The sequence below is a fragment of the Bradyrhizobium sp. WSM4873 genome, from assembly GCF_055811355.1.
On the sequence record NZ_JBVVPS010000016.1, the window covers coordinates 114,824 to 141,360 of the forward strand.

25 protein-coding genes and 1 pseudogene are annotated in these 26,537 nt (G+C 64.4%); 13 read left to right on the forward strand and 13 right to left on the reverse strand.

The features are described 5' to 3' along the window. Positions 1–190: 190 nt before the first annotated feature. The 4 genes from AC0L21_RS21490 to AC0L21_RS21505 form a co-directional block, all read right to left on the reverse strand. Complete coding sequence (locus tag AC0L21_RS21490) at positions 191–1,135, reverse strand: electron transfer flavoprotein subunit alpha/FixB family protein (RefSeq protein ID WP_473263824.1); 945 nt, start codon at positions 1,133–1,135, stop codon at positions 191–193. Beyond that, positions 1,135–1,884: an electron transfer flavoprotein subunit beta/FixA family protein gene (locus AC0L21_RS21495; RefSeq protein WP_473263825.1), complete on the reverse strand. Its 750-nt coding sequence runs from the start codon at positions 1,882–1,884 to the stop codon at positions 1,135–1,137. Before AC0L21_RS21495 ends, AC0L21_RS21490 begins: the two co-directional genes overlap by 1 nt. 125 nt (positions 1,885–2,009) lie before the next feature. Then, positions 2,010–2,582: a cob(I)yrinic acid a,c-diamide adenosyltransferase gene (locus AC0L21_RS21500; RefSeq protein ID WP_473263826.1), complete on the reverse strand. Its 573-nt coding sequence runs from the start codon at positions 2,580–2,582 to the stop codon at positions 2,010–2,012. A 1-nt stretch (position 2,583) separates the two neighbouring features. Beyond that, the gene (locus tag AC0L21_RS21505) at positions 2,584–2,778 is read right to left on the reverse strand and encodes a twin transmembrane helix small protein (RefSeq protein ID WP_035974492.1); all 195 of its coding nucleotides are present in this window, start codon (positions 2,776–2,778) and stop codon (positions 2,584–2,586) included. Positions 2,779–2,982: 204 nt separating this feature from the next. Here AC0L21_RS21505 and AC0L21_RS21510 point away from each other — a divergent pair, with 204 nt between their 5' ends. Beyond that, positions 2,983–3,876, forward strand: coding sequence for a YihY/virulence factor BrkB family protein (locus AC0L21_RS21510; RefSeq protein ID WP_473263827.1), 894 nt, complete (start codon positions 2,983–2,985; stop codon positions 3,874–3,876). Here the strand turns inward: AC0L21_RS21510 and AC0L21_RS21515 are convergent. Continuing rightward, positions 3,803–5,098, reverse strand: a complete 1,296-nt coding sequence (locus AC0L21_RS21515) for an ATP-binding protein (RefSeq protein WP_473263828.1) — start codon at positions 5,096–5,098, stop codon at positions 3,803–3,805. The two genes, AC0L21_RS21510 and AC0L21_RS21515, sit on opposite strands and share 74 nt — an antisense overlap. A 103-nt stretch (positions 5,099–5,201) precedes the next feature. Further along, positions 5,202–6,074, reverse strand: coding sequence for a tRNA glutamyl-Q(34) synthetase GluQRS (gene gluQRS, locus AC0L21_RS21520; RefSeq protein WP_473263829.1), 873 nt, complete (start codon positions 6,072–6,074; stop codon positions 5,202–5,204). Between the two features lie 112 nt (positions 6,075–6,186). Between gluQRS and AC0L21_RS21525 the strand changes: the two genes are divergently transcribed. Then, complete coding sequence (locus AC0L21_RS21525) at positions 6,187–6,840, forward strand: DNA-3-methyladenine glycosylase family protein (protein ID WP_473263830.1); 654 nt, start codon at positions 6,187–6,189, stop codon at positions 6,838–6,840. Here AC0L21_RS21525 and AC0L21_RS21530 read toward each other — a convergent pair. Further along, positions 6,837–7,724, reverse strand: coding sequence for a LysR family transcriptional regulator (locus tag AC0L21_RS21530; protein ID WP_473263831.1), 888 nt, complete (start codon positions 7,722–7,724; stop codon positions 6,837–6,839). The two genes, AC0L21_RS21525 and AC0L21_RS21530, sit on opposite strands and share 4 nt — an antisense overlap. A gap of 174 nt (positions 7,725–7,898) precedes the next feature. On the opposite strand from AC0L21_RS21530, the gene AC0L21_RS21535 reads away from it, so the two are divergent. The 11 genes and pseudogenes from AC0L21_RS21535 (at position 7,899) to AC0L21_RS21585 (ending at position 19,051) form a co-directional block, all read left to right on the forward strand. After that, positions 7,899–8,873: an NAD(P)H-dependent flavin oxidoreductase gene (locus AC0L21_RS21535; RefSeq protein ID WP_473263832.1), complete on the forward strand. Its 975-nt coding sequence runs from the start codon at positions 7,899–7,901 to the stop codon at positions 8,871–8,873. 33 nt (positions 8,874–8,906) lie between these two features. Next, positions 8,907–10,091 carry an ABC transporter substrate-binding protein gene (locus tag AC0L21_RS21540; RefSeq protein WP_473263833.1) on the forward strand — a complete coding sequence of 395 codons (1,185 nt, stop codon included), beginning with the start codon at positions 8,907–8,909 and terminating at the stop codon, positions 10,089–10,091. Between the two features lie 22 nt (positions 10,092–10,113). After that, on the forward strand, positions 10,114–11,622 hold the full coding sequence (locus AC0L21_RS21545; RefSeq protein ID WP_473263834.1) for an acyl-CoA synthetase: 1,509 nt from the start codon (positions 10,114–10,116) through the stop codon (positions 11,620–11,622). Between the two features lie 204 nt (positions 11,623–11,826). After that, positions 11,827–12,147: a PepSY domain-containing protein gene (locus AC0L21_RS21550; protein ID WP_027514171.1), complete on the forward strand. Its 321-nt coding sequence runs from the start codon at positions 11,827–11,829 to the stop codon at positions 12,145–12,147. A 12-nt stretch (positions 12,148–12,159) separates the two neighbouring features. Beyond that, on the forward strand, positions 12,160–12,789 hold the full coding sequence (locus tag AC0L21_RS21555) for a hypothetical protein (RefSeq protein WP_473263835.1): 630 nt from the start codon (positions 12,160–12,162) through the stop codon (positions 12,787–12,789). A gap of 249 nt (positions 12,790–13,038) precedes the next feature. Continuing rightward, positions 13,039–14,799, forward strand: coding sequence for an NAD(P)-binding domain-containing protein (locus AC0L21_RS21560; protein ID WP_473263836.1), 1,761 nt, complete (start codon positions 13,039–13,041; stop codon positions 14,797–14,799). Positions 14,800–14,925: 126 nt separating this feature from the next. Beyond that, positions 14,926–15,903 carry a peptidyl-alpha-hydroxyglycine alpha-amidating lyase family protein gene (locus tag AC0L21_RS21565; RefSeq protein ID WP_473263837.1) on the forward strand — a complete coding sequence of 326 codons (978 nt, stop codon included), beginning with the start codon at positions 14,926–14,928 and terminating at the stop codon, positions 15,901–15,903. A gap of 214 nt (positions 15,904–16,117) precedes the next feature. Then, positions 16,118–16,675 (forward strand): HNH endonuclease, encoded by a 558-nt coding sequence (locus tag AC0L21_RS21570; protein WP_007597381.1) that lies wholly within the window; start codon positions 16,118–16,120, stop codon positions 16,673–16,675. A 356-nt stretch (positions 16,676–17,031) separates the two neighbouring features. Beyond that, complete coding sequence (locus AC0L21_RS21575) at positions 17,032–17,253, forward strand: dodecin (protein ID WP_473263838.1); 222 nt, start codon at positions 17,032–17,034, stop codon at positions 17,251–17,253. 167 nt (positions 17,254–17,420) lie between these two features. Next, a pseudogene (locus AC0L21_RS21580) lies at positions 17,421–18,248 on the forward strand (cache domain-containing protein); the annotation flags it as partial. A gap of 155 nt (positions 18,249–18,403) precedes the next feature. Further along, a complete protein-coding gene (locus tag AC0L21_RS21585; RefSeq protein WP_473263839.1) occupies positions 18,404–19,051 on the forward strand; it encodes an HAD family hydrolase in 648 nt (215 codons plus the stop codon). Between the two features lie 24 nt (positions 19,052–19,075). Here AC0L21_RS21585 and AC0L21_RS21590 read toward each other — a convergent pair whose 3' ends face one another. The 6 genes from AC0L21_RS21590 to AC0L21_RS21615 form a co-directional block, all read right to left on the reverse strand. Next, on the reverse strand, positions 19,076–20,044 hold the full coding sequence (locus AC0L21_RS21590) for an ABC transporter ATP-binding protein (protein ID WP_027565638.1): 969 nt from the start codon (positions 20,042–20,044) through the stop codon (positions 19,076–19,078). Further along, a complete protein-coding gene (locus AC0L21_RS21595) occupies positions 20,041–21,036 on the reverse strand; it encodes an ABC transporter ATP-binding protein (RefSeq protein ID WP_473263840.1) in 996 nt (331 codons plus the stop codon). The genes AC0L21_RS21590 and AC0L21_RS21595 overlap by 4 nt, the downstream gene beginning before the upstream one ends. After that, a complete protein-coding gene (locus AC0L21_RS21600) occupies positions 21,036–21,953 on the reverse strand; it encodes an ABC transporter permease (protein WP_007615333.1) in 918 nt (305 codons plus the stop codon). The genes AC0L21_RS21595 and AC0L21_RS21600 overlap by 1 nt, the downstream gene beginning before the upstream one ends. After that, entirely contained in the window at positions 21,919–22,878 is a 960-nt protein-coding gene (locus tag AC0L21_RS21605; protein ID WP_007597394.1) for an ABC transporter permease, read from the reverse strand. The genes AC0L21_RS21600 and AC0L21_RS21605 overlap by 35 nt, the downstream gene beginning before the upstream one ends. A 28-nt stretch (positions 22,879–22,906) precedes the next feature. Further along, entirely contained in the window at positions 22,907–24,697 is a 1,791-nt protein-coding gene (locus AC0L21_RS21610) for a peptide ABC transporter substrate-binding protein (RefSeq protein WP_473263841.1), read from the reverse strand. A gap of 262 nt (positions 24,698–24,959) precedes the next feature. Beyond that, positions 24,960–26,378, reverse strand: a complete 1,419-nt coding sequence (locus tag AC0L21_RS21615) for a M20 family metallopeptidase (protein ID WP_473263842.1) — start codon at positions 26,376–26,378, stop codon at positions 24,960–24,962. Positions 26,379–26,537: the final 159 nt, after the last annotated feature.

Sequence of the window (26,537 nt, forward strand, 5' to 3'; positions counted from 1 at the left end):
TGTCATCCACCGGAACGGCGCGCTATCAACCGCGCCTGCCTATCCCCCGAGCCGGGAGGTCTGATTTAATCAGAACCCGGCCTCGAAACCTAGATTGGATCGCCTCGAAGGCGTGTCCCGCGCCAAAGAAAACGCCTCAAAAAGCAACACCAGCCGGAGTTTATAGCTCCAGCCGGTGTTTTAGCGCGTTTTACTTGCCGAGCTTGCCGAGTTCGGCAGTCAGCTCCGGAACCGCCTGGTAGAGGTCTGCGACCAAGCCGTAATCAGCGACCTGGAAGATCGGCGCGTCTTCGTCCTTGTTGATCGCGACGATTACCTTGGAGTCCTTCATGCCGGCCAGATGCTGGATCGCGCCGGAAATGCCGACCGCGACATAGAGCTCGGGGGCCACGACCTTGCCGGTTTGACCGACCTGCCAGTCGTTCGGCGCATAGCCCGCATCCACCGCCGCGCGCGAAGCGCCGACGCCGGCGCCGAGCTTGTCGGCGAGCGGCTCGATGTACTTTGCGAAATTCTCGCGGCTCTGCATGGCGCGGCCACCGGAGACGATGATCTTGGCCGAGGTCAGCTCGGGACGATCGCTCTTGGCGACTTCCTCGCCGACAAAGGACGACAGGCCCGGATCGGCCGCCGCCGCGACGCTCTCGACCGACGCGCTGCCGCCTTCACCTGCCGCGGCGAAGGTGGAGGTGCGCACGGTGATGACCTTCTTGGCGTCCTTCGACTTCACCGTCTGGATGGCGTTGCCGGCGTAGATCGGACGCTCATAGGTGTCGGGGGCGACCACCTTGGTGATCTCCGAGACCTGCATGACGTCGAGCAGGGCCGCGACGCGCGGCATCACGTTCTTGAAGCGCGAGGTCGCGGGCGCGACGATGGCGTCATAGGACGGCGCCAGCGAAACGATCAGCGCGGCCAGTGGCTCGGCCAGATCGTGCGCGTAAAGCGCGCCGTCGGCGAGCAGCACCTTCTTCACACCGGCAAGCTTGGCAGCGGCGTCCGCTGCGGCCTTGGCGTTCTCGCCGGCCACCAGAACCTCGATGTCGGCGCCGAGCGCGGCCGCTGCGGTCAGGGCCTTGTTGGTCGCATCCTTGAGCGACGCATTGTCGTGTTCGGCAATCAGAAGCGTCGTCATCAGAGCACCCCGGCTTCGTTCTTGAGTTTAGACACCAGCTCGGCGACGTCCTTGACCTTGACGCCCGCCTTGCGGCCCGCCGGCTCGGTCGTGTTGAGAACCTCTAGGCGGGGGGTGGGGTCGACGCCGTAATCGGCCACGGTCTTGTCCGCAATCGGCTTCTTTTTGGCCTTCATGATGTTCGGCAGCGAGGCGTAGCGCGGCTCGTTGAGACGGAGATCGGTGGTGACGATCGCCGGTCCCTTCAGCTTCACGGTCTGCAAGCCGCCGTCGACTTCGCGGGTGACCTTGAAGTCGCTGCCTTCAACCTCGAGCTTCGAGGCGAAGGTCGCCTGCGACCAGCCGAGCAGCGCGGCCAGCATCTGGCCGGTCTGATTGCTGTCGTCGTCGATCGCCTGCTTGCCGAGAATGATCAGGCCCGGCTGCTCTTCGTCCGCGATCTTCTTCAGGATCTTGGCGACGGCGAGCGGCTCGACCGCGCCCTCGGCCTTCACCAGGATGCCGCGATCGGCGCCCATGGCGAGACCGGTGCGGATCGTTTCCGACGCCTGCGCCGGTCCGATGGAGACCACCACGACTTCGGTCGCCTTGCCGGCTTCCTTCAGGCGCAGCGCTTCCTCGACCGCGATTTCGTCGAACGGGTTCATCGACATTTTGACGTTGGCGAGTTCAACGCCCGATCCATCGCTCTTGACGCGGACCTTGACGTTGTAATCGACCACCCGCTTTACCGGCACCAAGACCTTCATCGATCCTCTTTCACTCAATCTGGGAGGGGATTTATCAACTGGCGCGGAACCTAAAGGCCTGATCCGGCCCGGTCAACGCGCGAAGGGGTCTAATTTTGGCGCCCAGAAATGCGCCGCCTGATGGGTCAGCGATTCTGGCCCGGAACCCAAAGCACGTCGCCGGCGCCGTCGTCGTTACTGGCGCGGCTGGCCACGAACAGGAAGTCTGACAGGCGGTTCATATACTGGATGCCAGCGGCACCAACAGGCTCTTCCGGCCGGGCCGCCAGTTCCACCATCACGCGTTCCGCCCTGCGGCAAATCGTACGGGCGACATGGAGGTAGGCTGCGGCTGGCGTCCCGCCCGGCAGCACGAAGGAGGTCAGGGGTGCCAGCTTGTCGTTGAGCGCGTCGACGTCGCGCTCGAGCCGCTCGACCTGGCTCGCCACCACCCGCAGCCGCTCCGCCTTGCCCTCACGTTCGGGCACCGCGAGGTCCGCGCCGAGGTCGAACAGATCGTTCTGGATGCGGCCAAGCATCGCGTCGAGCTCGGGCGCATCCCTGGTGTGAAGCCGGACCACGCCGATCGCAGCATTGGTCTCGTCGACCGTGCCATAGGCCTCGATGCGCAGATCGTATTTCGGCCGGCGCTCGCCCGAGCCGAGCGCTGTCGTGCCGTCGTCACCGGTTTTCGTATAGATGCGGTTGAGCACGACCATGTTAACGCCCCATCGCCCACACGGCGACCATCGCGATGACGATCGCCACGAACTGAAGCAGCACGCGCCAGCGCATCAGCTTCTGCGAGGTGTTGGGCGAGCCGCCGCGCATCATGTTGATGAGACCGAGCAGCAGCACCAACGCCACGGCGCCGGCCGCGATCGGCAGGATGAAAGTACTCAGGAGAGATGCCATTCGAGGGTAGATAACACCCTGCGCGCCGGTCCGCCATGGCGTTCCCGATCTGGCTTTTAAGCCAATAATATCAGAAGCTAGCTGGATGAATCCGGATTTGCGCGAACTGCCCATCCTCTTCGCCTCTCCCGACTTGCGGGAAGAGGCCGGAATACGCTCCCCGCGCGCGGGAAGCGGCAGCGGCAACAGCAGTGCAGGTGGCGCGTGAAGGCAGTCCGCACCGTCTACCTTGTCGTAATGGACGCGTTCTACACGTTCCTTGCCGATGACGGCTGGGCGATCGCGAGCCATATCGCGCTGTCGACGCTGATGGCGCTATTCCCGTTCCTGATCGTCCTGACATCGCTCGCCGGCTTCTTCGGCTCCAAGGAACTCGCCGATCAGGCTGCGAGCCTCATGCTCCAGGTCTGGCCCAAGCAGGTCGCGGATTCGATCTCGGGGGAAGTCCACGACGTGCTGACCACGACCCGCACCGGCCTATTCACCATCGGTGCGGTGCTGTCGGTCTACTTCGCCTCCAACGGTGTCGAGGCGCTGCGGGTCGCGCTCAACCGCGCCTATGCGGTCGTGGAGATGCGCCCCTGGTACTGGCTACGGCTGGAATCGATCGCCTACACGCTTATTGCGGCCTTCACCGCGCTCGCCATGGCATTCCTGATCGTGCTCGGGCCGCTGCTGATCGAGGCCGCGCGTGCGCACATTCCGCTATTCGTTGAATCCAACGAGAGGATCCTCACCTGGCTGCGCTACGGCATCACCGTCGCCGCGTTGGTGGTGGCGCTGATGATCCTGCATACCTGGCTGCCGGCGGGACGGCGCCGGTTCCTCCAGATCCTGCCCGGCATCGTCTTCACCATCGTGGCGTCGCTGATCTCGGGCATCGTGTTCGGCCAGTACCTCGCGCGCTTCGCCAACAATTACGTGACGATGTATGCGGGGCTCGCCTCGGTGATCATCGCGCTGGTGTTCCTGTATTTCATCGCCGCGATCTTCGTTTTCGGCGGCGAGCTCAATGCCGCGATCATCAAGTCGCGGCTTCCTCACGGCGTGTCGCTGCAAGCAGCGCAGTCGCTAGCGCCCGCGGAGACACAGGCTTGACCAGAAATGCGTCGGCGCCGGCCTCGCGTGAAGCGACTTCGTCTTCGCCGCGACCGGACACCCCGATGATGGGGATCTGAGCCAGCGGCGTCGCCATGGTGCGGATCCGCCTGATCGCCTCGACGCCATTGATGCCCGGCAGCACCATATCCATTAGCACCGCGTCGAAGGCGCCCTGCGCGAGCCGGTTCACCGCGTCCTCGCCGCGCCCGATGAATTCGGCATGATGACCGAGCTCGGTCAGGATGGTGTTGAGCACGACGCGGCCGAACGGATTGTCCTCGACGCTGAGCAAGCGCAACGCCGGGACCGCATCCATCTCGGCTTCGCCCTTCGACTTGCGGGACTTGCCCGATCCCGTGGCACACACCGACACCGTCAACGTGAAGGTGGCGCCGCCGCCGGGCCGAGGGGCAACCGTGATGTCGCCGCCCATCGCGCGCGCCAGTTGCTTCACCGACGACAGGCCCAGGCCGGCGCCGCCGAAGCGCGAGGCAATGGTGACGTTGGCTTGGGTAAACGGCCGGAACAACCGCTTGATCTCGGCCATGGTGAGGCCAATGCCGCTGTCGGACACCGCGAAGGCGACACCGACGCTGCCTTTGCCCTTGGCTTTGCCTTTGCTCTTGGTCTTGCCCTTGGCGGAACGCCAAGGCGCGACCGTGAGCGCCACGCCGCCGTGCTCGGTGAATTTCACGGCGTTGTCGATCAGGTTCTCGAGTGCGGCGCGCAGGCGCACGGGATCACCGACCACCAGCCCGGGCAGATTCTCTGAGATATCGACCTCGGCTTGGAGACCCTTGGCTGCGGCGCGACCGGCCAGCGAATCGCCGGCGTTGCGGGCAAGGGTCCGCAGGTCGAACAAATCCTGCCGCAGCGTGCTTCCACCTCCGACGCCCTTGCCGGTCCCCTTGCCGGTTCTGGCGGCATCGACGAACAGGGTGGCAAGGTTCGCCAGATGCTCGGCACCGGCCTTGATCGTGTCGGCCCAGCGTCTTTCCCGCTCACCGAGATCCGAAGTCGCGAGCAGATCGCTGATCGCGAGAATGCCGGTCAGGGGGGTGCGGACCTCATGGGCAAAGGCGGCAAGCGCAGCCTGGACGACGTCCGGCTCGACCCGCTTGGTGCTGCGCTTGCGCAACCGGGCGGTCGGCCCGGAGCGCTTCCGAGCCACTCGCTTGGACGTCCCCGTAGTGCGCGCTGCGCGCGTTTTCGCCGCCATAACTCCCCTTCGAAGTATCCCCTTCGAACCCGGGCCGTCAGGTGAGCATGGCACGGCGGAACACCCGGAGTCACGGCGGCGTTTGGCTAACCCCCAGAGAAACTTAACCTAATCCCACCAGCTGGCGGATACCGGCCGGCGTGGCGCCGGCAGCACGCAATTCACGTAGGCCGGTCGAGCTGGTTGATTTCGACAGCTTCCGGCCGGCCTCGTCACGAAGTAGCCCATGGTGGCGGTAGACGGGTTCCGGCAGGCCGAGCAGAACCTGGAGCAGACGGTGGACCGAAGTGGCGTGGAACAGGTCCTGGCCCCGCACGATCTCGCTGATGTCCTGGAGCGCATCGTCGACAACGACGGACAGATGATAACTGGTCGGCGTCTCCTTGCGGGCCAGAATGACGTCGCCCCAGGCTTCTGGCCGCGCCGGGACGACGCCACGCTCACCATCGGGCCCCTCGCCCAGTTCGTTCCAGCTCAGGCCGGCGGCGCGGCGGCAGGCCGCCGCCATGTCGAGCCGAAGCGCATAAGGCGCGCCGGTGTCGATGAGGCGGTCGCGCTCGTCGGCGGACAGCGATCTGGCGGCGCCGCGATAGAGCGGCGCGCCGTCGGGATCGCGAGGCCACGGCCCATCCGCTTCACGCGCCGTAACCTGCCTTGCGATCTCGGCGCGGCTTTCGAAGGCGGGATAGACCAGGCTGAGCGCCGAGAGCCTGTCCAGTGCCGCCCGATACGCGTCGAGATGCTCCGACTGCCGCCGCACCGGCATCTCCCAGGCGATGCCGAGCCAGGCGAGGTCTTCGTCAATCGCTGTCTCATATTCCGGCCGGCAACGCGTCGCGTCGATGTCCTCGATCCGCAGCAAGAGCCGCCCACTGGTCTCGCGCGCGCGGTCGGAATTCAACAGCGCTGAATAGGCGTGGCCAAGGTGCAGGTAGCCGTTCGGACTGGGGGCAAATCGGAAAACGGGTGGCGACATATGCACAAATCTCGTCATGACCGGACTTACCCGATCATCCATCTTCCAACACTCTGTTACGATAGGAGATGGATGCGCGGGTCAAGTCCGCGCAGGACGAGTTGAGCAAGCAATGACCATCCACCTCGAGACCCAGTCCGACCTCGAAGAAGCCGTCCACGCGCTGGTCAAGCGCGATCCGCGCCTGAAGCCCGTGCTGGCGACTGCCGGCATGCCGACGTTGCGGCGGCGCGAGCCGGGCTTTGCGGGGATAGCGCACATTGTCTGCGGGCAACAGCTCTCGACCGCGAGCGCCGCGGCGATCTGGGGACGGCTGTCGGCTGCCTTCGATCCGTTCGACCATGACGCGGTGCGACGCGCGCGCACCGACCGATTGGGGCGGCTCGGCCTGTCCGCCGCCAAGATCAAGACGCTGAAACATCTCGCGCGCGAGATCACCGCACAGCGGCTGAACCTCGACGTGCTCGCCGAAGAAGACGCCGATGCCGCGCATCACACGCTGATCGCACTGCCCGGCATCGGCCCCTGGACCGCGGACGTCTATCTGCTGTTCTGCCTCGGCCATGGCGACGCCTGGCCGGCCGGTGACCTCGCCGTGCAGGAAGGCATTCGCATCGGGCTCGGCTTGCAGGCGCGGCCAACGGAGAAGCAGATGGCGCCGCTCGCCGAACCCTGGCGCCCCCTGCGCGGTGCGGCGGCGCATCTATGGTGGAGCTATTATCGCGCGGTGAAAAAACGCGAGGGCGTCATCGCGGGATCAGCTTAGCCCCGCAACCCAACGCGATCGGTCCGGGCGCAATCGGCGACGAAGTCGACCACGGCCCGCACCGCCGGCAGATCGACGAGGTCGGGATGGGCGAGCAGCCAAAGGTCCGCCACGCTGGCGAGCTTCTGCGGCGCGACGCGCACGAGATCGGGATAGCTTGCGGCGACAAAACACGACAGGGCGGAGATTCCGAGTCCGGCGCGGACCGCCGCCAGCATGTCGCCCTGCGACGAGCAGCGCATAACCACCCTGGCCTGACGCGTGACGACGTCGCTCCAGCGCGCAAGCTGGACGTTAGAGGTCTGATCGGCGAAACCGATGACGCTGTGCCCCTTCCACTCGCCGCGCCGTTCCGGCAAGGACCGCCCGCCGGCGTAGTCGCGTGAGGCGTAAAATCCCGTGCCGAGACGGCCGATCTTGCGGCCGACCAGATTTTCCTCGCCGCTGTCAAAGGGCCGCAGCACCACGTCCGCCTCGCGCCGGCGTACGCTGGCCGGAAACGGATGGGTGATGATCTCGAGCTGGACGTGATCATGCGCGCGCAGGAAAGCAGGCAGGCGCGGCATCAGCCAATGCGAGGCCAGCGTCGCGCCGATCGACAGCTTGACGGTACCACGCGCCTTGTGCCCTCCGGCCGAGACGGCCGTCTCCGCCCGCAGCGCGGCCGCCGCCATCGCCTCGGCGTGCTCGCGCAGTGTCCGTCCATCCGCGGTCAGTGCCAGACCGTCGGCGGCGCGTGCCACCAGCCTGGTGCCGAGCTGGGCTTCCAGCGCCGCGATCTTGCGGCTTACGGTGGGATGGCTGCTGTGCAGCCGGCGTGCCGCGCCGGTGAAGCTGCCGGTCTCGGCGACCGCGACGAAGGTCTTGCAAAGGTCCCAGTCCATGCGCGGCCTCTGTTCAAATCTGAATAGTCATGCGTTCAATATTGAACGATCGGAGGCCGCACTCCAACCCTATAATGGCGTCAAATGAACATGGGCGGCAACTCGCCCGCGACGATCAACAGGGAAACGCCTCGTGATCCGCCTGCCGGCGGGCTGCGTTTCCGGGAGGACATCATGGCGCTGCCGGCTCTCTTGAAGGATTCGCTCGAGCTGCCCGTGGTCGGCTCGCCGCTCTTCCTCGTCTCCGGCCCCGAGCTGGTGATCGCCCAGTGCAAGGCCGGTGTTGTCGGCTCGTTTCCGGCGCTCAATGCCCGTCCGGTGGAAAAGCTCGACGAGTGGCTGAGCCGCATCGAGGACGAACTCGGCGAATACAAATCGCGCAATCCCGGCAAGAAGGTCGCACCCTACGCCGTCAACCAGATCTGCCACGCCTCCAACGACCGGCTGATGAAGGACATGGAGACCTGTGTGAAGCACAGGGCGCCCATCATCATCACCTCGCTGCGGCCGCCCGCCGAACTCGTCGAGGCCGCACATTCCTACGGCGGCCTCGTGTTCCACGACGTCATCAACGTCAAGCACGCGCGCAAGGCCGCCGAGCAGGGCGTCGACGGCCTGATTCTGGTCTGCGCAGGCGCTGGAGGACATGCAGGAACGCTCTCGCCTTTCGCGCTGGTACGTGAGGTCAAGCAATGGTTCGACGGCGCGATCCTGCTGTCGGGCGCAATCAGCGACGGCTTCGCAATCGCCTCCGCGCTGACGCTGGGCGCCGACCTCGCCTATATCGGTACGCGCTTCATCGCGACGAAGGAAGCCAACGCTGACGAAGCCTACAAGTCCGCCCTGACACAGCACGCCGCGCACGACATCGTCTACACCAACCTCTTCACCGGCGTGCACGGCAACTATCTCGGCCCTTCGATTGCCGCGGCCGGGCTCGATCCGGACAATCTGCCGGCCGCCGACAAGACGAAGATGAATTTCGGCTCCGGCGGCAACATGAAGTCCAAGGCGTGGCGCGACATCTGGGGCTCGGGCCAGGGTATCGGCCAGATCGCCGACGCGCCGCCGGTCGCCGAGCTCGTCGACCGGATGAAACGGGAATTCGACCAGGCCCGACAGGATTTCCTGATGCGCGCCAGCGCCTAAAGGCTCGGACCGACAACAAAACGGGAGGACACCATGAAGCTGACAGCCGCACTGATCGGCATGTCGTTGCTGACGCTCGCTGGCGGTAGCGCCCATGCCGAAGGCAGCGACGAGATTCGCATCGGGCAGACCCTGCCCTATAGCGGTCCGGCCTCCGGCTTCGGCGCGATCGGACGGACGCAGGAAGCCTTCTTCGAGAAGGTCAATGCCGAAGGCGGCATCAACGGCCGCAAGGTCAAGTTCATCACGCTGGACGACGCCTATTCGCCGCCCAAGACCGTCGAGCAGACCCGCAAGCTGGTGGAGCAAGAGGAGGTGCTGATGATGTTCGGCTCGCTCGGCACCGCCACCAACAGCGCCGTGCAGCGCTATCTTAACGCCAAGAAGGTGCCGCAGCTGTTCGTGCTCTCGGGCGCCACCAAATGGGCGGATCCACAGAAGAACCCGTGGACGATGCCGGGCATGGCGGCCTACGAATCCGAAGGCGTGGTCTATGCCAAGTACATTTTGCAGACCAAGCCGGATGCCAAGATCGCGATCCTCTCGCAGAACGACGATTTCGGCCGCGACTATGTCGCGGGGTTCAAGCGCGCGCTCGGGACCAAGGCCGCAAACATGATCGTGGCGGAAGCAAGCTATGAGACCAGCGCGCCGACGATCAGTTCGCAGCTCTCGACCTTGAAGGCATCAGGCGCCAACGTGCTGTTCGGCGTCGTGGTCGGCAAGTTCACCTCGCAGATGGTCAAGGGCGTGGCCGAGATCGGCTGGAAGCCGGAGCTGTTCTTCGTGCCGACCTCGGCGTCGTCGATCTCTTTCCTGGAACCGGCAGGGCTCGACAACGCGGTCGGCCTGATCTCGTCGAGCAACCAGAAGGACACGATGGACCCGCAATGGGCCGACGATGCCGGCGTGAAGGAATATTTCGCCTTCATGAAGCGCTACATGCCGACCGCGGACCTCTCCAACTCCAACTACGCCGCGGGCTATCACTATGCCACGCTGCTGATGACGGTGCTGAAGGCGTGCAAGGATGATATCAGCCGCGACAACATCATGCGCCAGGCGGCCTCGCTGAAGGATGTGAAGCTACCGCTGCTGCTGCCGGGAATGACTGTTACGACCGGCCCCGACGACTATCTGCCGTTCCAGCAGCTTCAGCTCCGGCGCTTCAACGGCAAGAGCTGGGTCGGCTTCGGCGAGGTGCTGGATGATCGCTAGACGAGCGGGATGAGGAGACGCCATGATCATCAGCGGCGAACGCCAGATCAGCTATGACGACATCCGGGCCCGGATCAGGCGGGCGATGAGCGGCTTCCGCGCTCTGGGGCTTGCCGAGGCCGCGCCGGTCGCGATGATGCTGCGCAACGATTTCGCCCTGTTCGAGGTGGTTGCGGCCTCGGCCGCGCTGGGAAGTCCGGTGGTGCCGATCAACTGGCATTTGAAGGCCGAGGAGGTCCGTTACATCCTGGCCGACAGCGGGGCGAAGATCCTGGTCTGCCATGCCGATTTGCTGCCGCAGATCCGCGACGGCATACCGGCGGATGTCCTTCTCCTGGTCGTCGCGACCCCGCCCGAACTCGCAGCGACCTTCTCGATCCCTCGGGAGCTGACCGAGATCCCGGTGGGACTGACCGATTGGGACCGCTGGCGCGACGACCATCCGCAAGCGCAGGAGCCGCCGCGGCGGGCCGCAGCGATGATCTACACATCGGGCACCACGGGCATGCCGAAGGGCGTGCGGCGCATGCCGATGCAGCCCGAACAGGCGGCCGCCTCGGAACGTGTGGGCGGGATCGCCTACGGCATCAAGCCGCGGGACAACCAAATCGTGCTGATCAACGGGCCGATGTATCACTCGGCGCCGCATTCCTACGGCATGCTGGCGTTCCGCAGCGCTTGCACCATCGTCCTCCAGGCGCGGTTCGATGCCGAGGAGCTGCTGGCGCTGATCGAGCGCCACCGCGTCACGCACATTCACATGGTACCGACCATGTTCGTCCGGCTGCTGCGGTTGCCCGACGCGGTCAGGCAGCGTTACGACCTGTCGTCGCTGCGCTTCGTCGTGCACGGCGCCGCGCCCTGCCCGCCGGACGTCAAGCGCGCCATGATCGACTGGTGGGGACCGGTCATCAACGAGTATTTCGGCTCCACGGAGACCGGGATCCCGGTGTGGCACTCGGCCGAGGAAGCACTGAAGAAGCCCGGCACGGTCGGTCGCGCCATCGAAGGCGGCATCGTCAGGATCTTCCGCGACGACGGCAGCCCGTGCGGTGCCAACGAAGTCGGCGAAATCTACATGCGCCAGACGGCGGTGCCCGATTTCGACTATCACGGCAGGTCGCAGGCAAGGGCCGAGGCCGGCCGTGACGGCCTGGTCAGCGTCGGCGACGTCGGTTACCTCGACGCGGACGGCTATCTGTTCCTGTGCGATCGCAAGCGCGACATGGTGATCTCCGGCGGCGTCAACATCTATCCCGCCGAGATCGAGAACGCGCTGATCGGAATGCCCGGCGTGCGCGACTGTGCCGTGTTCGGCATCCCCGATGAAGAATTCGGCGAACGACTGTGCGCCTTTGTCGAGCCTGAGGCGGATGCCGAGCTCTCGGCCGACGCCGTCCGATCGTTCCTGCGCGGGCGGCTTGCCAACTTCAAGGTGCCGAAGAACGTCGAGTTCCGCGACGCGCTGCCGCGCGAGGCAACGGGAAAGATTTTCAAGCGCAAGCTGCGGGAGCCCTATTGGGCGACGTGAGCCGGGAGCTCACTTTCAGCTCACGACAAGAGCCAGTCTTCTCGGGCGAAGTGCAGACTGCATAAACGGGAAAGAGCGGCAATCGTTCCTGGATTCTTGAGAATTCGAGAACGTTGAAGCCACGCGCTTCGATTTCCGAGCTGCCGCAACCAATTCGAATCTCGTCTGTTGTCGACCGGCACAATCACTGCCGGAGGATAAACTATGTCACGTCTCATTTCGCTCGCTGCGGCTGTCCTGCTGCTCGGATCAATGCCCGTAAGCGCACAGTCGCAAAAGGCACAAAGCGGCCCGGGTAACAACGCCGTCAACAGCTCTGATCACAACAACTCCAACGCACCGGTTGCAGGCCGCAACAGCTTCACCGAGGGACAGGCGAAGTCGAAGATCGAGGGCGCGGGCTATTCCAATGTTTCTGGCCTGCAAAAGGACGACAACGGCGTCTGGCGCGGCAAGGCCGACAAGGCTGGGACCAAGGCGGACGTGAGCGTCGATTTCCAGGGCAACGTGAACCCCGCCAAGTAAGGAGGATAAAACATGACCACCACCATTTCTCGACTTTATGACACCTATTCGGATGCGGAACGTGCGGTCAGGCGTCTAGAGGCCGCGGGCGTGCCGCACTCCGACATCAGCATCGTCGCGAACAACTCCGATAATTGGTACGGCTCGTCCACCGGCAAGGTCGACCGCGACCGCGACGGCGTCGACGATCGCGCCGAAGGTGCCGGCACGGGCGCCGGCATCGGCGCAGGCCTCGGAAGCGCGGCGGGCCTGCTTGCAGGACTTGGCTTGTTGGCTATTCCGGGACTCGGCCCGGTGGTTGCTGCCGGATGGCTGGCTTCGACCGCAGTTGGTGCCGCAGCCGGCGCCGCGACAGGCGGCATCGTCGGCGCGCTGACCGAAGCCGGCGTCTCCAAGGACGATGCGTCGCGCTACGCGGAGGGCGTCCGGCGCGGCGGAACGCTGGTATCGGCGCGGGTACCCGACCAGGACCGTACGCGTCTCGATGCCCTTCTGCACGAGAAGGCCGTGAACCTGCAGGAACGCAGCACCGCCTGGCAAAAGTCCGGCTGGAACGGCTTCGATGCCGCAAGCCCGCCGTTGTCGCCCGACGATGTCGGCCGTGAGCGTGAGTTGTACGGCGCCGGCACGCGGGTGAGATAGGGATGTTCCGCTCGCCCCACGCGAGCGGCTGTGAATCCTAAGCGCGAGGAGGCTCCACCAAGGTGGAGCCTTTTTCGTGTGCCCCTCCTCGAACACCACGAGGGCGCCGCAGGTCTCTCTCAACGGGCGCATTCCGCTGAAGCAGGGGCACATGTTCTTACTGCTCGGGTAATCGGCTATTGGCCGTCTGCGAAACAGTATAGCCTTCGACCCTAGAGGAAACGCCGCGAAGACGGCACGAGGTCGCGCATGCTGGACAGGACGAAGGATATTGCGGCATCCGCGCAAGCCTGGCTCGACGAATTTGAGCGCACGCTTGACGCACCCCATGACGCTGGACTGGATCGTCTGCTCCTCGCCGACAGCTATTGGCGCGACGCGCTGGCACTCAGCTGGAACCTGCAAACCATCGCCGGCGGCGACTCGATCAAGCGGGAGCTGACAACGCTCGCGGCAAAGGTCGCGCCGGGCAGCTTCAAGATCGCGCCGAACCGGGCGCCACCGCGCTGGGTGACGCGTGCCGGGACCAACACGATCGAAGCGATCTTCAATTTCGAAACCGCACTGGGGCGCGGCAGCGGCATCGTCCGGCTCGTGCCCGACGCCGCCGACGGCGACCGCCTGAAAGCGTGGACGCTCCTCACCGCGCTCGACGAGCTCAAGGGCTTCGAGGAGCAGCTCGGCACCTCGCGGCCGCGCGGCCAGGCCTATTCGCGCGACTTCCGTGGACCGAACTGGCTCGACCTGCGCAACGCCGCGCGCGACTACGCCGGTCGCGATCCCGCCGTGCTGGTGGTCGGCGGCGGCCAGGCCGGGCTCGCGATTGCGGCGCGGCTGAAGCAGTTGAACATCGACACCCTGATCGTCGATCGCGAGGCCCGGATCGGGGACAATTGGCGCAAGCGCTATCACGCGCTGACCCTGCACAACCAGGTGCAGGTCAATCATTTGCCCTACATGCCGTTTCCGCCGAGCTGGCCGACCTATATCCCCAAGGACAAGCTCGCCAACTGGTTCGAAGCTTACGTCGACGCGATGGAGCTGAACTTCTGGACCGGCACCGAATTCGAAGGCGGCGCCTACGACGATGCCAAGGGCAATTGGACCGTCACGTTGCGACGCGCCGACGGCAGCAAACGGACCGTGCACCCGCGCCATGTGGTGATGGCAACCGGCGTCAGCGGCATCGCCAATGTGCCTGCTATTCCGACCCTCGATAACTTCAAGGGCACGCTGCTGCATTCGAGCCGCTACGAGGACGGCGAGACCTGGGCAGGCAAACGCGCCATCGTCATCGGCACCGGCAACAGCGGCCACGACATCGCGCAGGATCTTCACTCCAGCGGCGCCGAAGTGACGCTGGTGCAGCGTTCACCCACGCTCGTCACCAATATCGAGCCGTCGGCCCAACTCGCTTATGCCACCTACAACGAGGGCACGCTCGAGGACAATGATCTGATCGCCACCTCGATGCCGACGCCGCTGGCGAAGAAGACCCATGTGATGCTGACGGAGCAGTCGAAGCAGCTTGATAAGGAGCTGCTTGACGGCCTCTCCAGCGTCGGCTTCAAGCTCGATTTCGGCGAGGCCGGCACCGGTTGGCAGTTCAAATACCTCACCCGCGGCGGCGGCTATTATTTCAACGTCGGCTGCTCCAACCTCATCGTGGAGGGCGCGATCAAGCTCAGGCAGTTTTCTGAGATCGAGGGCTTCGTCGCCGAGGGCGTCCGGATGAAGGGCACGACCGTTCCAGCTGACCTGATCGTGCTTTCGACCGGTTACAAGACGCAGGAATATCTGGTGCGGAAACTGTTCGGCGAGGCCGTCGCCGACCGGGTCGGCCCGATCTGGGGCTTTGGCGACGGCCTCGAACTGCGCAACATGTATGTGCGCACTGGGCAGCCCGGCCTCTGGTTCATCGCCGGCAGCCTCGCGCAATGCCGGATCAACTCCAAATATCTCGCGCTCCAGATCAAGGCGATCGAGGAAGGGATTCTGGGGCGGACATGAACACAGCCGTCATTCCGGGGTGCGCGCAGCGTGAACCCGGGATCCATTCCTCCTCGAAAATGCCGTACGATGGATTCCGGGTTCACGCTTCGCGTGCCCCGGAATGACAACAAGAGAGGACATTCAATGCCAGCCATTCTCGGCACCGGCGAGCACCGCTACCGCGTCGTTGAGAACTTCGCAAAGCTGCCGGACGGATGGCAGCTCACCGACGTCGCCTCGGTCGCGGTCGACAGCAAGGACCGCGTCTACGTCTTCAACCGCGGGGCCCATCCGATGGTCGTGCTGGACCGCGAGGGCAATTTCTTGCGCAGTTGGGGCGAAGGCCTGTTCTCGCGCGCCCACGGCTTGCACATCGATGCCGACGACAACCTCTATTGCACCGATGACGGCGACCACACCGTGCGCAAGTGCACCACCGACGGCAAGGTGCTGCTGACGATCGGCATTCCCGAGAAACCGTCGCCGTTCATGAGCGGCGATCCCTTCCACCGCTGCACCCACACCGCGCTGTCGCCAAAGGGCGAAATCTACGTCTCCGACGGCTATGGCAATGCGCGCGTGCACAAATTCACACCCGATGGCAAGCTGATGACAAGCTGGGGCGAGCCCGGCACCGATCCCGGCCAGTTCAACATCGTGCACAACATCGCCACCGATGCCGACGGCTTTGTCTATGTCGCCGACCGCGAGAACCATCGCGTTCAGGTGTTCGACGGCAACGGCAAGTACGAGACACAGTGGAACAATCTGCACCGCCCTTGTGCGCTATGCTGCTGCGGCGGCGGCAAGAGCCCGACCTTCGTCATCGGGGAACTCGGCCCCGGCCTCGCGGTCAACCGCAAGGTGCCCAATCTCGGCCCGCGGTTGTCGATTGTGGATGCAAAAGGCAACCGCATCGCGCGGCTTGGCGGCGAGGAAGGCCCGGGCGTTGCGAACGGCAAGTTCCTGGCACCGCACGGCATCGCGCTGGATTCCAGGGGTGACATCTATGTCGGAGAGGTCGGAGTCACCGACTGGAAGACCAGCTTTCCGGACGAGGAGATGCCGGCCGCGGTGCGCGCGACGCGATGTTTGCAGAAGCTGGAGCGGGTGCGGGACTAGCTGCCTCGGCACATCCACGTCGCGCTGTCAGGACGACGCTGCCTCCGCGGCCTCGGACCTGGAAATCATGGCGTTTTGCGCGGTTTGCCACCCCCCGGCCGCATTGCTTGCGCCGGAATAAGTCGCTCAACGGGCTTCACAATCCCGTCACGCTGCATGTAGTATGTCAGTTACGTGCTGCTTCGCAGCGTACATTGGAGGCCAGGAGCGTTACTTGAACGCACATGTCTCGCAAGGCCATTGGCCGGTGTTGGTGCTGAATGCGGACTTCCGGCCGCTGAGTTACTACCCACTGTCTTTGTGGTCGTGGCAGGACGCGATCAAGGCGGTATTCCTCGACCGCGTCAACATCGTCGCGCATTACGATCAGGCGGTCCATAGTCCCACGCTGCAAATGCAGCTGCCGAGCGTCGTCTCGCTCAAATCCTTCGTCAAGCCGACCACGCACCCTGCGTTCACCCGATTCAACGTCTTCCTGCGCGATCGTTTCGCCTGCCAATATTGCGGTTCGCCCGAAGACCTCACCTTCGACCACATCATCCCGCGCAGCAAAGGCGGCCAGACCACCTGGGAGAACGTGGTCGCGGCGTGCTCGCCCTGCAATCTGCGCAAGGGCAATCTCACGCCGGTGCAGGCCAAGATGTTTCCACGCCAGCACGCGTTCGCGCCGACCGTGCACCAGCTCCACCGCAACGGCCGCCTGTTCCCACCGAACTATCTGCACGACAGCTGGCTGGACTACCTCTACTGGGATACGGAGCTGGATCCGTAAGGGAGCGCCGAACTGCGGCACCAATCTCGGCTCCGCGCGTCAGGCTGCGGTCCGCGGAGTTGAGCCTCTACACCCGCTGCAAGGCAAGCGTCTCCCGAGCCTGAGTGCAAGCGCTGCTCATTCTCGGGAGCCAAGCGGCTTGTCATGGATGATTGCGGCGGAGACCACGCTGATCACGAGAACGATCAGCATGCCTGTCGATGCAGACGGAGCGTCTCGAACCAGGTGAGCTGGCAGATCTCAAAGGACGGAACTTGAAGCGCCGGCGCCCGTTCAAAGCCGAGGCCAGACGTTTCCACAGGCGCCGATTGTCGGCGACACGCCACACTGCCACAGCACAAGAGGGGAGACTTGCGATGCCCACAGCCGAGCACGATCACGTCTACAAGATCCTGGAACTGGTCGGATCGTCCGAGACCTCGATCGAGGACGCGATCAAGAACGCGGTCAGCCGTGCCGCCAAGACCGTTCGCGAGATGAAATGGTTCGAGGTGGTGCAAACGCGCGGCCATATCGAGAACGGTGCCGTGCGCCACTACCAGGTTACGCTGCGCGTCGGCTTCACGCTGGATGAATGAGGCAGAAAGGCCAGGCGAAACCGACGCCCGAGGCCAGCCTGGTTAGCTCGACAATAGCCCGTCAATTCTCGAGGACTGTTCCGACCGGAAGCGCACAATCCGCGCGGATGTTGCAACAGGCCGTTAATGCCAAAGTGGGAGGTTTGCGCCGGAATGGGGCAAGCCTGATGGCCACGGGCCGCGAACTCGGAAAGACGCGCCTTCCGCTCTGGGCGGCGGGTTTCGTCGTACTGACCTGCTTCGCCATCCTCGGCTTGAGCGGCTGGCGCGAATGGGAAACCCGCAACGCCGAACTCAGGAACGCCGAGATCGACGTCGCCAATCTGGCGCATTCGCTGATCCAGCACGCGGACGACACGTTCGAACTCGTTGATACGATCCTCGTAGGCCTGGTCCATCGGCTCGAAATCGACGGGACGGGTCCGGACACGATTACCAAGCTTCAGGCCTATCTGCCGACACGGAAATCATCGGATCGCATCCGCGGGATCTTCGTTTATGACGCGACCGGGCAGTGGCTGGCCACGACCGAGCACCTCGACTTCTCCAAGCTCAACAACAGCGACCGCGAATATTTCCAGCGCCATCGCGACTCGCCGGAGACAGGCACGCTGATCGGACCGCCCGTCAAGAGCCGATCCGGTGGACAATGGATCATCACCGCATCTCGCCGGATCAACGATGCCGACGGCGGCTTTGCCGGCGTTGCCCTGCTCACGATCGACGTCGGCTATTTCGTCAAGTTCTACGAACGGTTCGACATCGGTCCAAACGGCTCGACATCGCTGCTCAACAATGGCGGCATTTTGCTGGCACGCAGCCGCGATGATGTTGCCGCCTTCGTCGGGCGTGACCTGTCCAACACGCCGTTGTTCAAGGATTGGGAAAGCCGTCCCGCCGCGGCGGTCTACTATTTCAAATCACCGCTCGATGGCGTGCAGCGGCTGAGCTATTACCAGCGCACGACGGACTGCAGCACGCTGGTCGTCGCCGCCGATCGCGCGCTCTACGCCGCCAAGGACAACGGCCGTGACCGGCTGGTGATGTCGGGGCAGGTCGTTCCCTGGCCCGCCAGGAGCGCGTGACGGATCGACCGTTGCCTCGGATTGTCGCCTGCGCTCCAGCGCGGTATGGCTTGGATCACGGCCGGATGTTCGGCCAATCCGAGAGTGCTGCTGTGGCTGGTAGAATAAAACTCGTCCTCTTCGACATGGACAATGTCCTCTGCGACTACGACAGGGCAAAGCGTGTCGCATCGCTGGCGAAGGTTGCGGGGACCACGAGCGAATCCGTCCACAAGGCGATCTGGGACAGCGGCTTCGAGCTGCTCGGCGATTCCGGCACTCTCGATGCCGCGGAGTATTTGCAGGGTTTCGGTGACCGCATCGGCTATCCGCTGTCATTGGACGAGTGGATCGAGGCGCGACGCCGTTCAATGCAGGCCGACCGTGCGATGCTGGAGATTGCCGGCAGCTTGCGTCAAACCGTCGACATTGCCGTCCTGACCAACAACACCACGCTGGTCGCCGACCATATCGCTGCGCTGCTGCCGGAATTGCCGCCACTGTTCGGCTCGCGAATCTACGCCTCGGCCCGGTTCAAGACGGCGAAGCCGGACCCGCGCTGCTTCCGGCTTTGTCTGTCGGAGCTCGACGTCAAACCCGAGAGCGTCCTGTTCGTCGACGATCTCATGGCCAATGTCGCCGGCGCGCGAGAGACGGGTCTGTTCGCGCATCACCATACCTCGGTTGAGGCCTTCAGGCGGGCCCTTTCGGAGCACGGCCTGCTTCACGCATGAATGCGCGCTCCGCATTTGTCGGCGTCAGGCGAGATGGCACGCCACAAAGTGCCCGCCCGCTCCTTCCTTCAGCTCCGGTGCGCTTTCCGCGCAACGCGGCTGGGCGATAGGACAACGGGTGTGGAAGTGGCAGCCCGACGGCGGCTTCATCGGGCTCGGAACGTCGCCCTTGAGGCGGATGCGCTCGCGCTTGAGCTTGGGATCGGGCACCGGCACCGCTGATAACAGCGCCCTCGTGTAGGGATGCTGCGGATTGCGGTAGAGGTCGCTGGCCTTGGCGAGCTCGACGATACGGCCAAGATACATCACCGCGACGCGGTCGGAGATGTGCTCGACCACCGACAAATCATGCGCGACAAAGAGATAGGTGAGGTTCAGCTCAGCCTGGAGATCTTCCAGCAAATTGATGACCTGCGCCTGGATCGAGACGTCGAGCGCGGACACCGGTTCGTCGCAGACGATCAGCTTCGGCTCGACCGCGAGCGCGCGCGCGATCACGATGCGCTGGCGCTGGCCGCCGGAAAACTCATGCGGATAGCGGCGCATGTGCTCGGCCTTGAGACCGACCTTCACCAGCAAGCTCGCGACGCGATCCTCGCGCTCCTTGGCCGATGAACCGAGCTTATGGATGACAAGCGCCTCGCCGAGGATGGCGCCGACCGTCATGCGCGGATTGAGGGAGGCGAACGGGTCCTGGAACACGAGCTGCATGTTCCGCCGCATCGCGCGCAAATCGGTGCCGCCGAGCTGGCCGACGTCCTGGCCGTCGAACACGACCTCGCCATCGGTCGGCTCGATCAGGCGCAGCACGCAGCGTCCGGTCGTCGACTTGCCGCAGCCGGATTCGCCGACGAGGCCGAGCGTCTCGCCGCGATTGACCGAGAACGAGACCCCGTCGACCGCGTAAACGCTGCCGACCTGGCGCGACAACAGCCCGCCATGCACGGGGAAATATTTCTTCAGGCCGCTGACGCGGAGCAAGGGCTCGGTCATGCTGCGCCTCCCAACTGCGTATCTCCCAGATGACAGGCCATGCGGTGGCCGGGCGCGATCTCGCGCAGCAGCGGCTCCCTCTCGGTGCAGACGCTCATGGCGTGGCGGCAGCGCGGAGCGAAGCGGCAGCCGACCGGCGGATTGATCAGGATCGGCACCGAGCCGCCGATCGCCTCCAGCCGTAGCTTGTGCTCGCTGGCGAGATCGATGCGCGGGATCGAGCGGATCAATCCCTGGGTATAGGGATGGCCGGGATTGCCGAAGAGGTCGTCGACAGGCGCCTCCTCCACGACCTTGCCGGCATACATCACGACGACGCGTTGCGCGGTCTCGGCGACGACGCCCATGGCATGGGTGATCAACATCACCGCCATGCCGAAGCGTTCCTTCATGTCCTGGAGCAGGTCGAGGATCTGCGCCTGAATGGTGACGTCGAGAGCCGTGGTGGGCTCGTCGGCGATGATCAGCTTCGGCTTGCACGCAAGCGCCATCGCGATCATCACGCGCTGGCGCATGCCGCCGGAGAACTGATGCGGATAGTTGTGAACGCGGCCTTCGGCGTTGGGAATCTGCACCAGCTTGAGCATCTCGATAGTGCGCTCGAGCGCCTGCTTCCTGGTGACGTTCTCATGGCGGCGCAGGCTTTCGGCGATCTGCTCGCCGATCGTCAGCACCGGATTGAGCGAGGTCATCGGCTCCTGGAAAATGAAGCCGATCTCCTTGGCGCGGATCTCGTCGAGCTGACTGCTCGTCAGCGGCACGAGATCGCGGCCCTCGAAGATGATCTCGCCCGCCGCGATGCGGCCCGGCGGCATCGCGATCAGCTTCAGGATCGACATCGCGGTGACGGTCTTGCCGCAGCCGGATTCGCCAACGACGCAGAGCGTCTCGCCGCGGTTGATAGAGATATCGACACCGTCGACGGCCTGGAGGATGCCGTCGTCGGTGGAGAAGTGGGTTTTCAGTCCCTTGATCTCGAGCAGCGGCGCCATCAGATCACCCGCCGCGCATCGAGCGCGTCGCGCAGGCCATCGCCGATGAAGTTGATGGCGACCACAGCGATGAAGATTGCGCCGCCCGGGAACAGCGCCCAATGCGGGCCTATGTCGAGAAAGTCCTTGGCATCATAGAGCAGCCGGCCCCAGGTTGGCGTATCCGGAGGGAAGCCGAGGCCGAGGAAGGACAGCGTCGATTCCGCGATGATGGCGGCGGCCACGTCGATGGTGCCGGCGATGATCACCGGACCGAGCGCATTGGGCAGGATATGGCGCACCACCTGCCGCACCGGGCTTGCCCCGAGCGCGCGCGCGGCTTCAACGAATTCCTTTTCGCGGATCGACAGGAACTGGGCGCGAACGAGGCGGGCGACCGGCATCCACCGCAAGCCACCGATCACGAGCACGATCAGGATGAAAATGCCGCCCTCGGGGCCGAAAGCGGCCTTCAGCCCGTCGCGGAAGAGATAGATCAGCAGCAGCAGCAGGGGCAATTGCGGCAGCGACAGGAATAGATCGGTGAGCCACATCAGCCCATGGCCGAGCGCGCCGCGCGACATGCCGGCGAGCGCGCCGATCAGCACGCCGACGAAGACCGAGACCAGCATCGCGGCGAGACCGACCGCGAGCGAGATGCGCCCACCATAGATCATCCGGGCGAGGATATCCTGCCCAAGATCGTCGGTGCCGAAGGGATGGGCCAGCGACGGCCCCTGCATGCCCGCCACGATATCGATGTCGTCGATCTTGACCCGCCAGACGAAGGGGCCGACCACCACCGCCAGGATCAGAACGAGGAGCAGGAACGCGCTGACCACGGCAAGCTTGTGCCGGCTATAGCGCCGCCACGTCTCGCGCCAGGGCGAGTAGACGCGCCGCTCAGCGGAGGGAGATGCGAGGGTCAAGCCAGCCATAAAGAACGTCCGCGATGAGATTGAACAGCACGACCAGGCACGCAAAGACGAAGGTGACGGCCATCACCACCGGCGTGTCGTTGGAAAGGATGGAGGAGATCAGCAGCGAGCCGATGCCGGGGATGCGAAAAATCTGCTCGGTGACGATGGCGCCGCCGAACACCGCCGGGATTTGCAACGCAATCAGCGTGACGACCGGAATCATCGCGTTGCGCATCACGTGCTTGATGATCACCCGCCGCTGGCCGATGCCCTTGGCGCGCGCGGTGGTGACGTAGTCGAGCCGGATGACGTCGAGCATCGCCGAGCGCACGAAACGCGTCATCGACGCAGCCTGGAACAGGCCGAGCACCGCCACCGGCATGATCGCCTGACGGATCATCTCCAGCACCCAGTGAATACCAGTGCCTTTGATGTCGGTCGTGTAGACGAAAGGCAGCCAGTCCAGCGTGACCGAGAAGATCAGGATGAACAGGATGCCGGTGAAGAAGGTCGGCAGCGAGAAGCCGACAAAGGCGAGCGTGTTGGCGACTTGGTCGAACAGCGAATAAGGTTTCGTCGCGGCATAGACCCCGACCGGGATCGCGATCAGGAGCGCCAGAATCTGCGCCGAGCCGATCACGTAGAGCGTCGTTGGCAGTCGCTGGAGAATGAGCGTGTCGACGTTCATTCGGCTGACGAAGGAGAAACCCCAGTCGCCGTGCAGCATGGCGTTGAGCCAGTGCAGGTAACGAAGGTAGATCGGATCGTCGAGGCCGAACTTCGCCCGAAGCGCGAGAGCGACTTCGGGCGGGACGTTCGGATTGGTCGCCAGCTCCGAGAAGGGATCGCCCGGGGCGAGTGCGAGCACGACGAACAGCACGAGCGAAATTCCGAGCAGGCTCGGAATCGCGATCAGGAGGCGACGCAGGACATACTGGCTCATGAAGAAGGACCGCTCTAGGCGTGCGTGATCATTCTTCGCGGTACCAGTCGAACAAATTGTCGGTCTCGTTGGCCCAGCCGGAAACCACCGGGCGCAGATTGTTGGCGGCCGCCTCGACCTTCAGGCGGTGCTGCACCGGGATGAAAACGATGTCCTGGTACATGAGGTCATTGGCCTTGATGTAGAGCGCCGCGCGCTTGACTGGATCCATCTCGCCGTCGGCGGCCAGGATGGTCGCGTCGTACTCCTTGTTGACCCAGCGCGGGAAGTTGGTGCCCTGCCACTTGTTCTCCTTGGTGGCGACGAGGTTCGAAAGGTAGCGACGCATGTGCTGCGACGGATCGGGCTGGCTCAGCGGGATCTGGAACATCTCCATGTCCGCGTAGAACTTGGAATAGGTGTCGGGATTGCCGACGTCGGAGGAGAAGAACACGGAGGCGACGACCGATTTCAGCTCGACGTCGATGCCCGCCTTCTGGCACGCCTGCTTGACGATCGCCTGCGTCTTCTGGCGCGGCCCGTTGATCGCGGTCTGGTAGAGGAGCTTCAGCTTCTTGCCGTCTTTCTCGCGGATGCCGTCGGCGCCCGGCTTCCAGCCGGCGTCGTCCAGGATCTTCGAGGCTTTCTCGACGCTGAACTCCCACGATGTGTTCTTGGACACGAACTTTTCGGGCCCGTTGAGGAAGTTGGCGGTGGTGCGCCCGGCGCGGCCGTAGATCGCCTTCTTGACCGACTCGCGATCGATCAGCAGCGAGAGCGCCTTGCGCACCGCCGGATCGGAAAACAGCGGGTGCTTGGTCTTTATCGAGGAGCGCTCGCCATCGACCTCCGTGTTGGGATCCGTGAAGTTCAGCGCGATGAATTCGGTGTCGCCGCCGACGGCGTAGACGGTCTTTCCCTTGCCGCCCTTCTCCAGGCGCAGCAGCACGTCGTCCTCGACCTGAATGTTCCAGCCGAAATCATATTCGCCGGTCTGGATCACCGCGCGCGCGGCAGAGACGGCGTCGCCGCCGCCCTTCATCTCGATCGAATCGAAATAGGGGCGGTTGGCCATGTGATAATCGGGATTGATCACGCCGCGGACGAGATCGCCCGGCTTGAACTCGACGAACTTGTAGGGGCCGGTGCCGACCGGCGAGAGGTTGGTCGGCGCCTCCCGCGATTTGGACCCCATATAGTCCTTGAACAGATGTTTCGGGATGATGGTATTGGGAGCCCCGACAAAAGCGTCGGCCCAAAACGGCGTCGGCTTGTTGAAGAGGATGCGGACCGTGAGGTCGTCTACCTTCTGGACCGTGATGTCGCGGAGCGTCGCGATCGTCAGTGCGGAGGTCGCCGGATCCTTGGCATATTCCCAGTTGAACACGACGTCGTCGGCTGTGAACGGCGTGCCGTCATGCCATTTGACGCCGGGCTTGAGCTTCCAGGTCACCGACTTGCCGTCGGCGGCGAGGCCGCCGTTCTGGATCGAGGGAATTTCGGCGGCCAGAACCAGCTTCATGTTGCCGTCGGGATCCCAACAGGCGAGCGGCTCGTAGAACAGACGCGCGCCGTCCTGATCCTTGGTGCCTGTGGCGAAATGCGGATTGAGCAGGGTCGGCCCCTGCCACCACAGCAGCTTGAGCGCACCACCGCCGCCGCGCTTGGTCGGCTTGTAGGTCGAGACGCCCTCAGCCATCGCGACGCCGCCAAGCGCGAGGATCTGGTTGGCCAAAGGTGCGGTGAGACCCACGGCAGCCAGGCGCTGAATGAAACCGCGGCGATCCATCCGCCCGTCCTTCACGTCACCGATCATCGAACGCAGTTGTTTATCCAGCATGGTTGTCCCCCGTCTGGTTCCCGTATGGATGCAGGCGGTCGCGCGAGACGACCACCGGGCTTGGCTGGCGGTAGATGGCACACCGAATGGGGTGCGCGTCAACTGCGACCGTGTGTATGCAAACGGTCTTCTGACTGTCTGTTGGGCAAAACCATATTCCGCAGCCCATCCGTTCGGCAATCCAGCATCAAAACACGCTGAATTCCGCGCTGCACTGCAGAAAATTTGATCGCCGCATCAGACGAAGTATCGAGGCGAAATTCTACGCCACGGACATGTCGAGCGGCGGCGCGACGTGGTCCGGCAGCGGACAGACGTAAGGCGTCTTGGCCGTCCGCTTCTCAAGGTCAGCCTTGGCGGCCTCGATCAGCTCCGGGTCCGTCAGCGCCTTGATGCCGATGCCGGCCATCGCCTTCGCGGCCTGCACCATGGCCTTGTGCGCATGCGCGCTCTTGCCCTGCGCGACCACCTGCCAGGTGTGGAAGGGGGTGCCGATTGCAACCGTGGGTGCGTGGACCTGCACGGTCGGCACCACCCAGCTCACGTCGCCGACGTCGGTCGAGCCGACCAGCGGATTGCGCTTGGCATCGAGCGGCACCAGGAAGTCAGCCAGCGGCCGGTCGGTCGGCTCCATGCCGATCGCGTAATAGACCGCCTCGATGTCCTTGTCGCTCAGCGTCGCGCGGATCTCCGTCGCAAAGCCCTTGTCCGCGTCGTCGAAATGCGGTGGTCCGAGCTCTTCCATGACCCGGTGCAGCGCCTGCTCCAGCGGCGTGTTCGGCAGGATATTGGAGACCGCGGAGATGATCTTCATCTCGACCTTGGTCTCGGTCATCAGCGCCGCGCCCTCCGCGATCTTGCTCACGCGTCCGACCAGCTCGTTCATGCCGGGCAGATCACGGGCACGGATCGAATAGCGCACGCGCGCATGCGCCTGCACCACGTTCGGGGCGATGCCGCCGGTGTCGAGCAGCGCGTAGTGCACGCGCGCGTCGCTCGGCATGTGCTCGCGCATATAGTTCACGCCGACATTCATCAGCTCCACGGCGTCGAGCGCGGAGCGGCCGAGATGCGGCGAGGCTGCCGCATGCGAGGTGCGGCCGGTGAAGATGAAATCGGCGCGGGTGTTGGCGAGTGACGGCGTCACCGCGACTTCCCAGAAGCTGTGCGGATGCCAGGTGATGGCGATGTCGGCGTCTTCGAATGCACCGGAGCGCACCATGAAGGCTTTTGCCGCGCCGCCTTCCTCGGCGGGGCAGCCGTAATAACGCACGCGGCCCGGCACCTTGTTCTCGGCAAGCCAGTCCTTCACCGCGGTCGCGGCGAGGAGAGCTGCGGAACCGAGCAGATTGTGGCCGCAGCCATGGCCGTGGCCGCCGGTCTCGACCGGACGATGCTCCGCGACGCCCGCCTCCTGGCTGAGGCCCGGCAGCGCGTCATATTCCCCCATGAAGGCAATGACCGGCCCGCCCTCGCCCCATTCGCCCGTCACCGCGGTCGGAATGCCCGCGACCTGCTCGGTGATGCGAAAACCCTGATGACGCAACTCGGCAAGATGCTCGGCGGCGGACCGCGCCTCGGTGTAGCAGACTTCGGGCATGCCCCAGACCTTGTCGCTGAGGTCGATGAAACGTGCCTTGATCGTGTCGATGCCACGCCAGATGTCGCTGCGGTTGTCCATGCTTTGGTCCGTGATCCCTGGGTCAAACGAAGCGGCAATGGTTAGCAGCTTCATTGTACGGCGCCTAGCACCTCGCCGGACAGCAGCCATGCGGCCAATGCCGGAGGCGCTCGACCGACCGTGCATCAAGCTTCCCGCGCCTTTCAAAGATTTCACCCG

Bases quoted from the DNA above. Each gene is read 5' to 3' on its own strand.
- AC0L21_RS21615 (WP_473263842.1), bottom strand. From the start codon at position 26,378: ATGGACAACCGCAGCGACATCTGGCGTGGCATCGACACGATCAAGGCA.
- AC0L21_RS21545 (WP_473263834.1), top strand. From the start codon at position 10,114: ATGATCATCAGCGGCGAACGCCAGATCAGCTATGACGACATCCGGGCC.
- AC0L21_RS21515 (WP_473263828.1), bottom strand. From the start codon at position 5,098: ATGGCGGCGAAAACGCGCGCAGCGCGCACTACGGGGACGTCCAAGCGA.
- AC0L21_RS21600 (WP_007615333.1), bottom strand. From the start codon at position 21,953: ATGGCTGGCTTGACCCTCGCATCTCCCTCCGCTGAGCGGCGCGTCTAC.
- AC0L21_RS21550 (WP_027514171.1), top strand. From the start codon at position 11,827: ATGTCACGTCTCATTTCGCTCGCTGCGGCTGTCCTGCTGCTCGGATCA.
- AC0L21_RS21530 (WP_473263831.1), bottom strand. From the start codon at position 7,724: ATGGACTGGGACCTTTGCAAGACCTTCGTCGCGGTCGCCGAGACCGGC.
- AC0L21_RS21565 (WP_473263837.1), top strand. From the start codon at position 14,926: ATGCCAGCCATTCTCGGCACCGGCGAGCACCGCTACCGCGTCGTTGAG.
- AC0L21_RS21595 (WP_473263840.1), bottom strand. From the start codon at position 21,036: ATGGCGCCGCTGCTCGAGATCAAGGGACTGAAAACCCACTTCTCCACC.
- AC0L21_RS21585 (WP_473263839.1), top strand. From the start codon at position 18,404: ATGTTCGGCCAATCCGAGAGTGCTGCTGTGGCTGGTAGAATAAAACTC.
- AC0L21_RS21605 (WP_007597394.1), bottom strand. From the start codon at position 22,878: ATGAGCCAGTATGTCCTGCGTCGCCTCCTGATCGCGATTCCGAGCCTG.
- gluQRS (WP_473263829.1), bottom strand. From the start codon at position 6,074: ATGTCGCCACCCGTTTTCCGATTTGCCCCCAGTCCGAACGGCTACCTG.
- AC0L21_RS21505 (WP_035974492.1), bottom strand. From the start codon at position 2,778: ATGGCATCTCTCCTGAGTACTTTCATCCTGCCGATCGCGGCCGGCGCC.
- AC0L21_RS21535 (WP_473263832.1), top strand. From the start codon at position 7,899: ATGGCGCTGCCGGCTCTCTTGAAGGATTCGCTCGAGCTGCCCGTGGTC.
- AC0L21_RS21560 (WP_473263836.1), top strand. From the start codon at position 13,039: ATGCTGGACAGGACGAAGGATATTGCGGCATCCGCGCAAGCCTGGCTC.
- AC0L21_RS21500 (WP_473263826.1), bottom strand. From the start codon at position 2,582: ATGGTCGTGCTCAACCGCATCTATACGAAAACCGGTGACGACGGCACG.
- AC0L21_RS21590 (WP_027565638.1), bottom strand. From the start codon at position 20,044: ATGACCGAGCCCTTGCTCCGCGTCAGCGGCCTGAAGAAATATTTCCCC.
- AC0L21_RS21540 (WP_473263833.1), top strand. From the start codon at position 8,907: ATGAAGCTGACAGCCGCACTGATCGGCATGTCGTTGCTGACGCTCGCT.
- AC0L21_RS21610 (WP_473263841.1), bottom strand. From the start codon at position 24,697: ATGCTGGATAAACAACTGCGTTCGATGATCGGTGACGTGAAGGACGGG.
- AC0L21_RS21525 (WP_473263830.1), top strand. From the start codon at position 6,187: ATGACCATCCACCTCGAGACCCAGTCCGACCTCGAAGAAGCCGTCCAC.
- AC0L21_RS21495 (WP_473263825.1), bottom strand. From the start codon at position 1,884: ATGAAGGTCTTGGTGCCGGTAAAGCGGGTGGTCGATTACAACGTCAAG.
- AC0L21_RS21575 (WP_473263838.1), top strand. From the start codon at position 17,032: ATGCCCACAGCCGAGCACGATCACGTCTACAAGATCCTGGAACTGGTC.
- AC0L21_RS21490 (WP_473263824.1), bottom strand. From the start codon at position 1,135: ATGACGACGCTTCTGATTGCCGAACACGACAATGCGTCGCTCAAGGAT.
- AC0L21_RS21555 (WP_473263835.1), top strand. From the start codon at position 12,160: ATGACCACCACCATTTCTCGACTTTATGACACCTATTCGGATGCGGAA.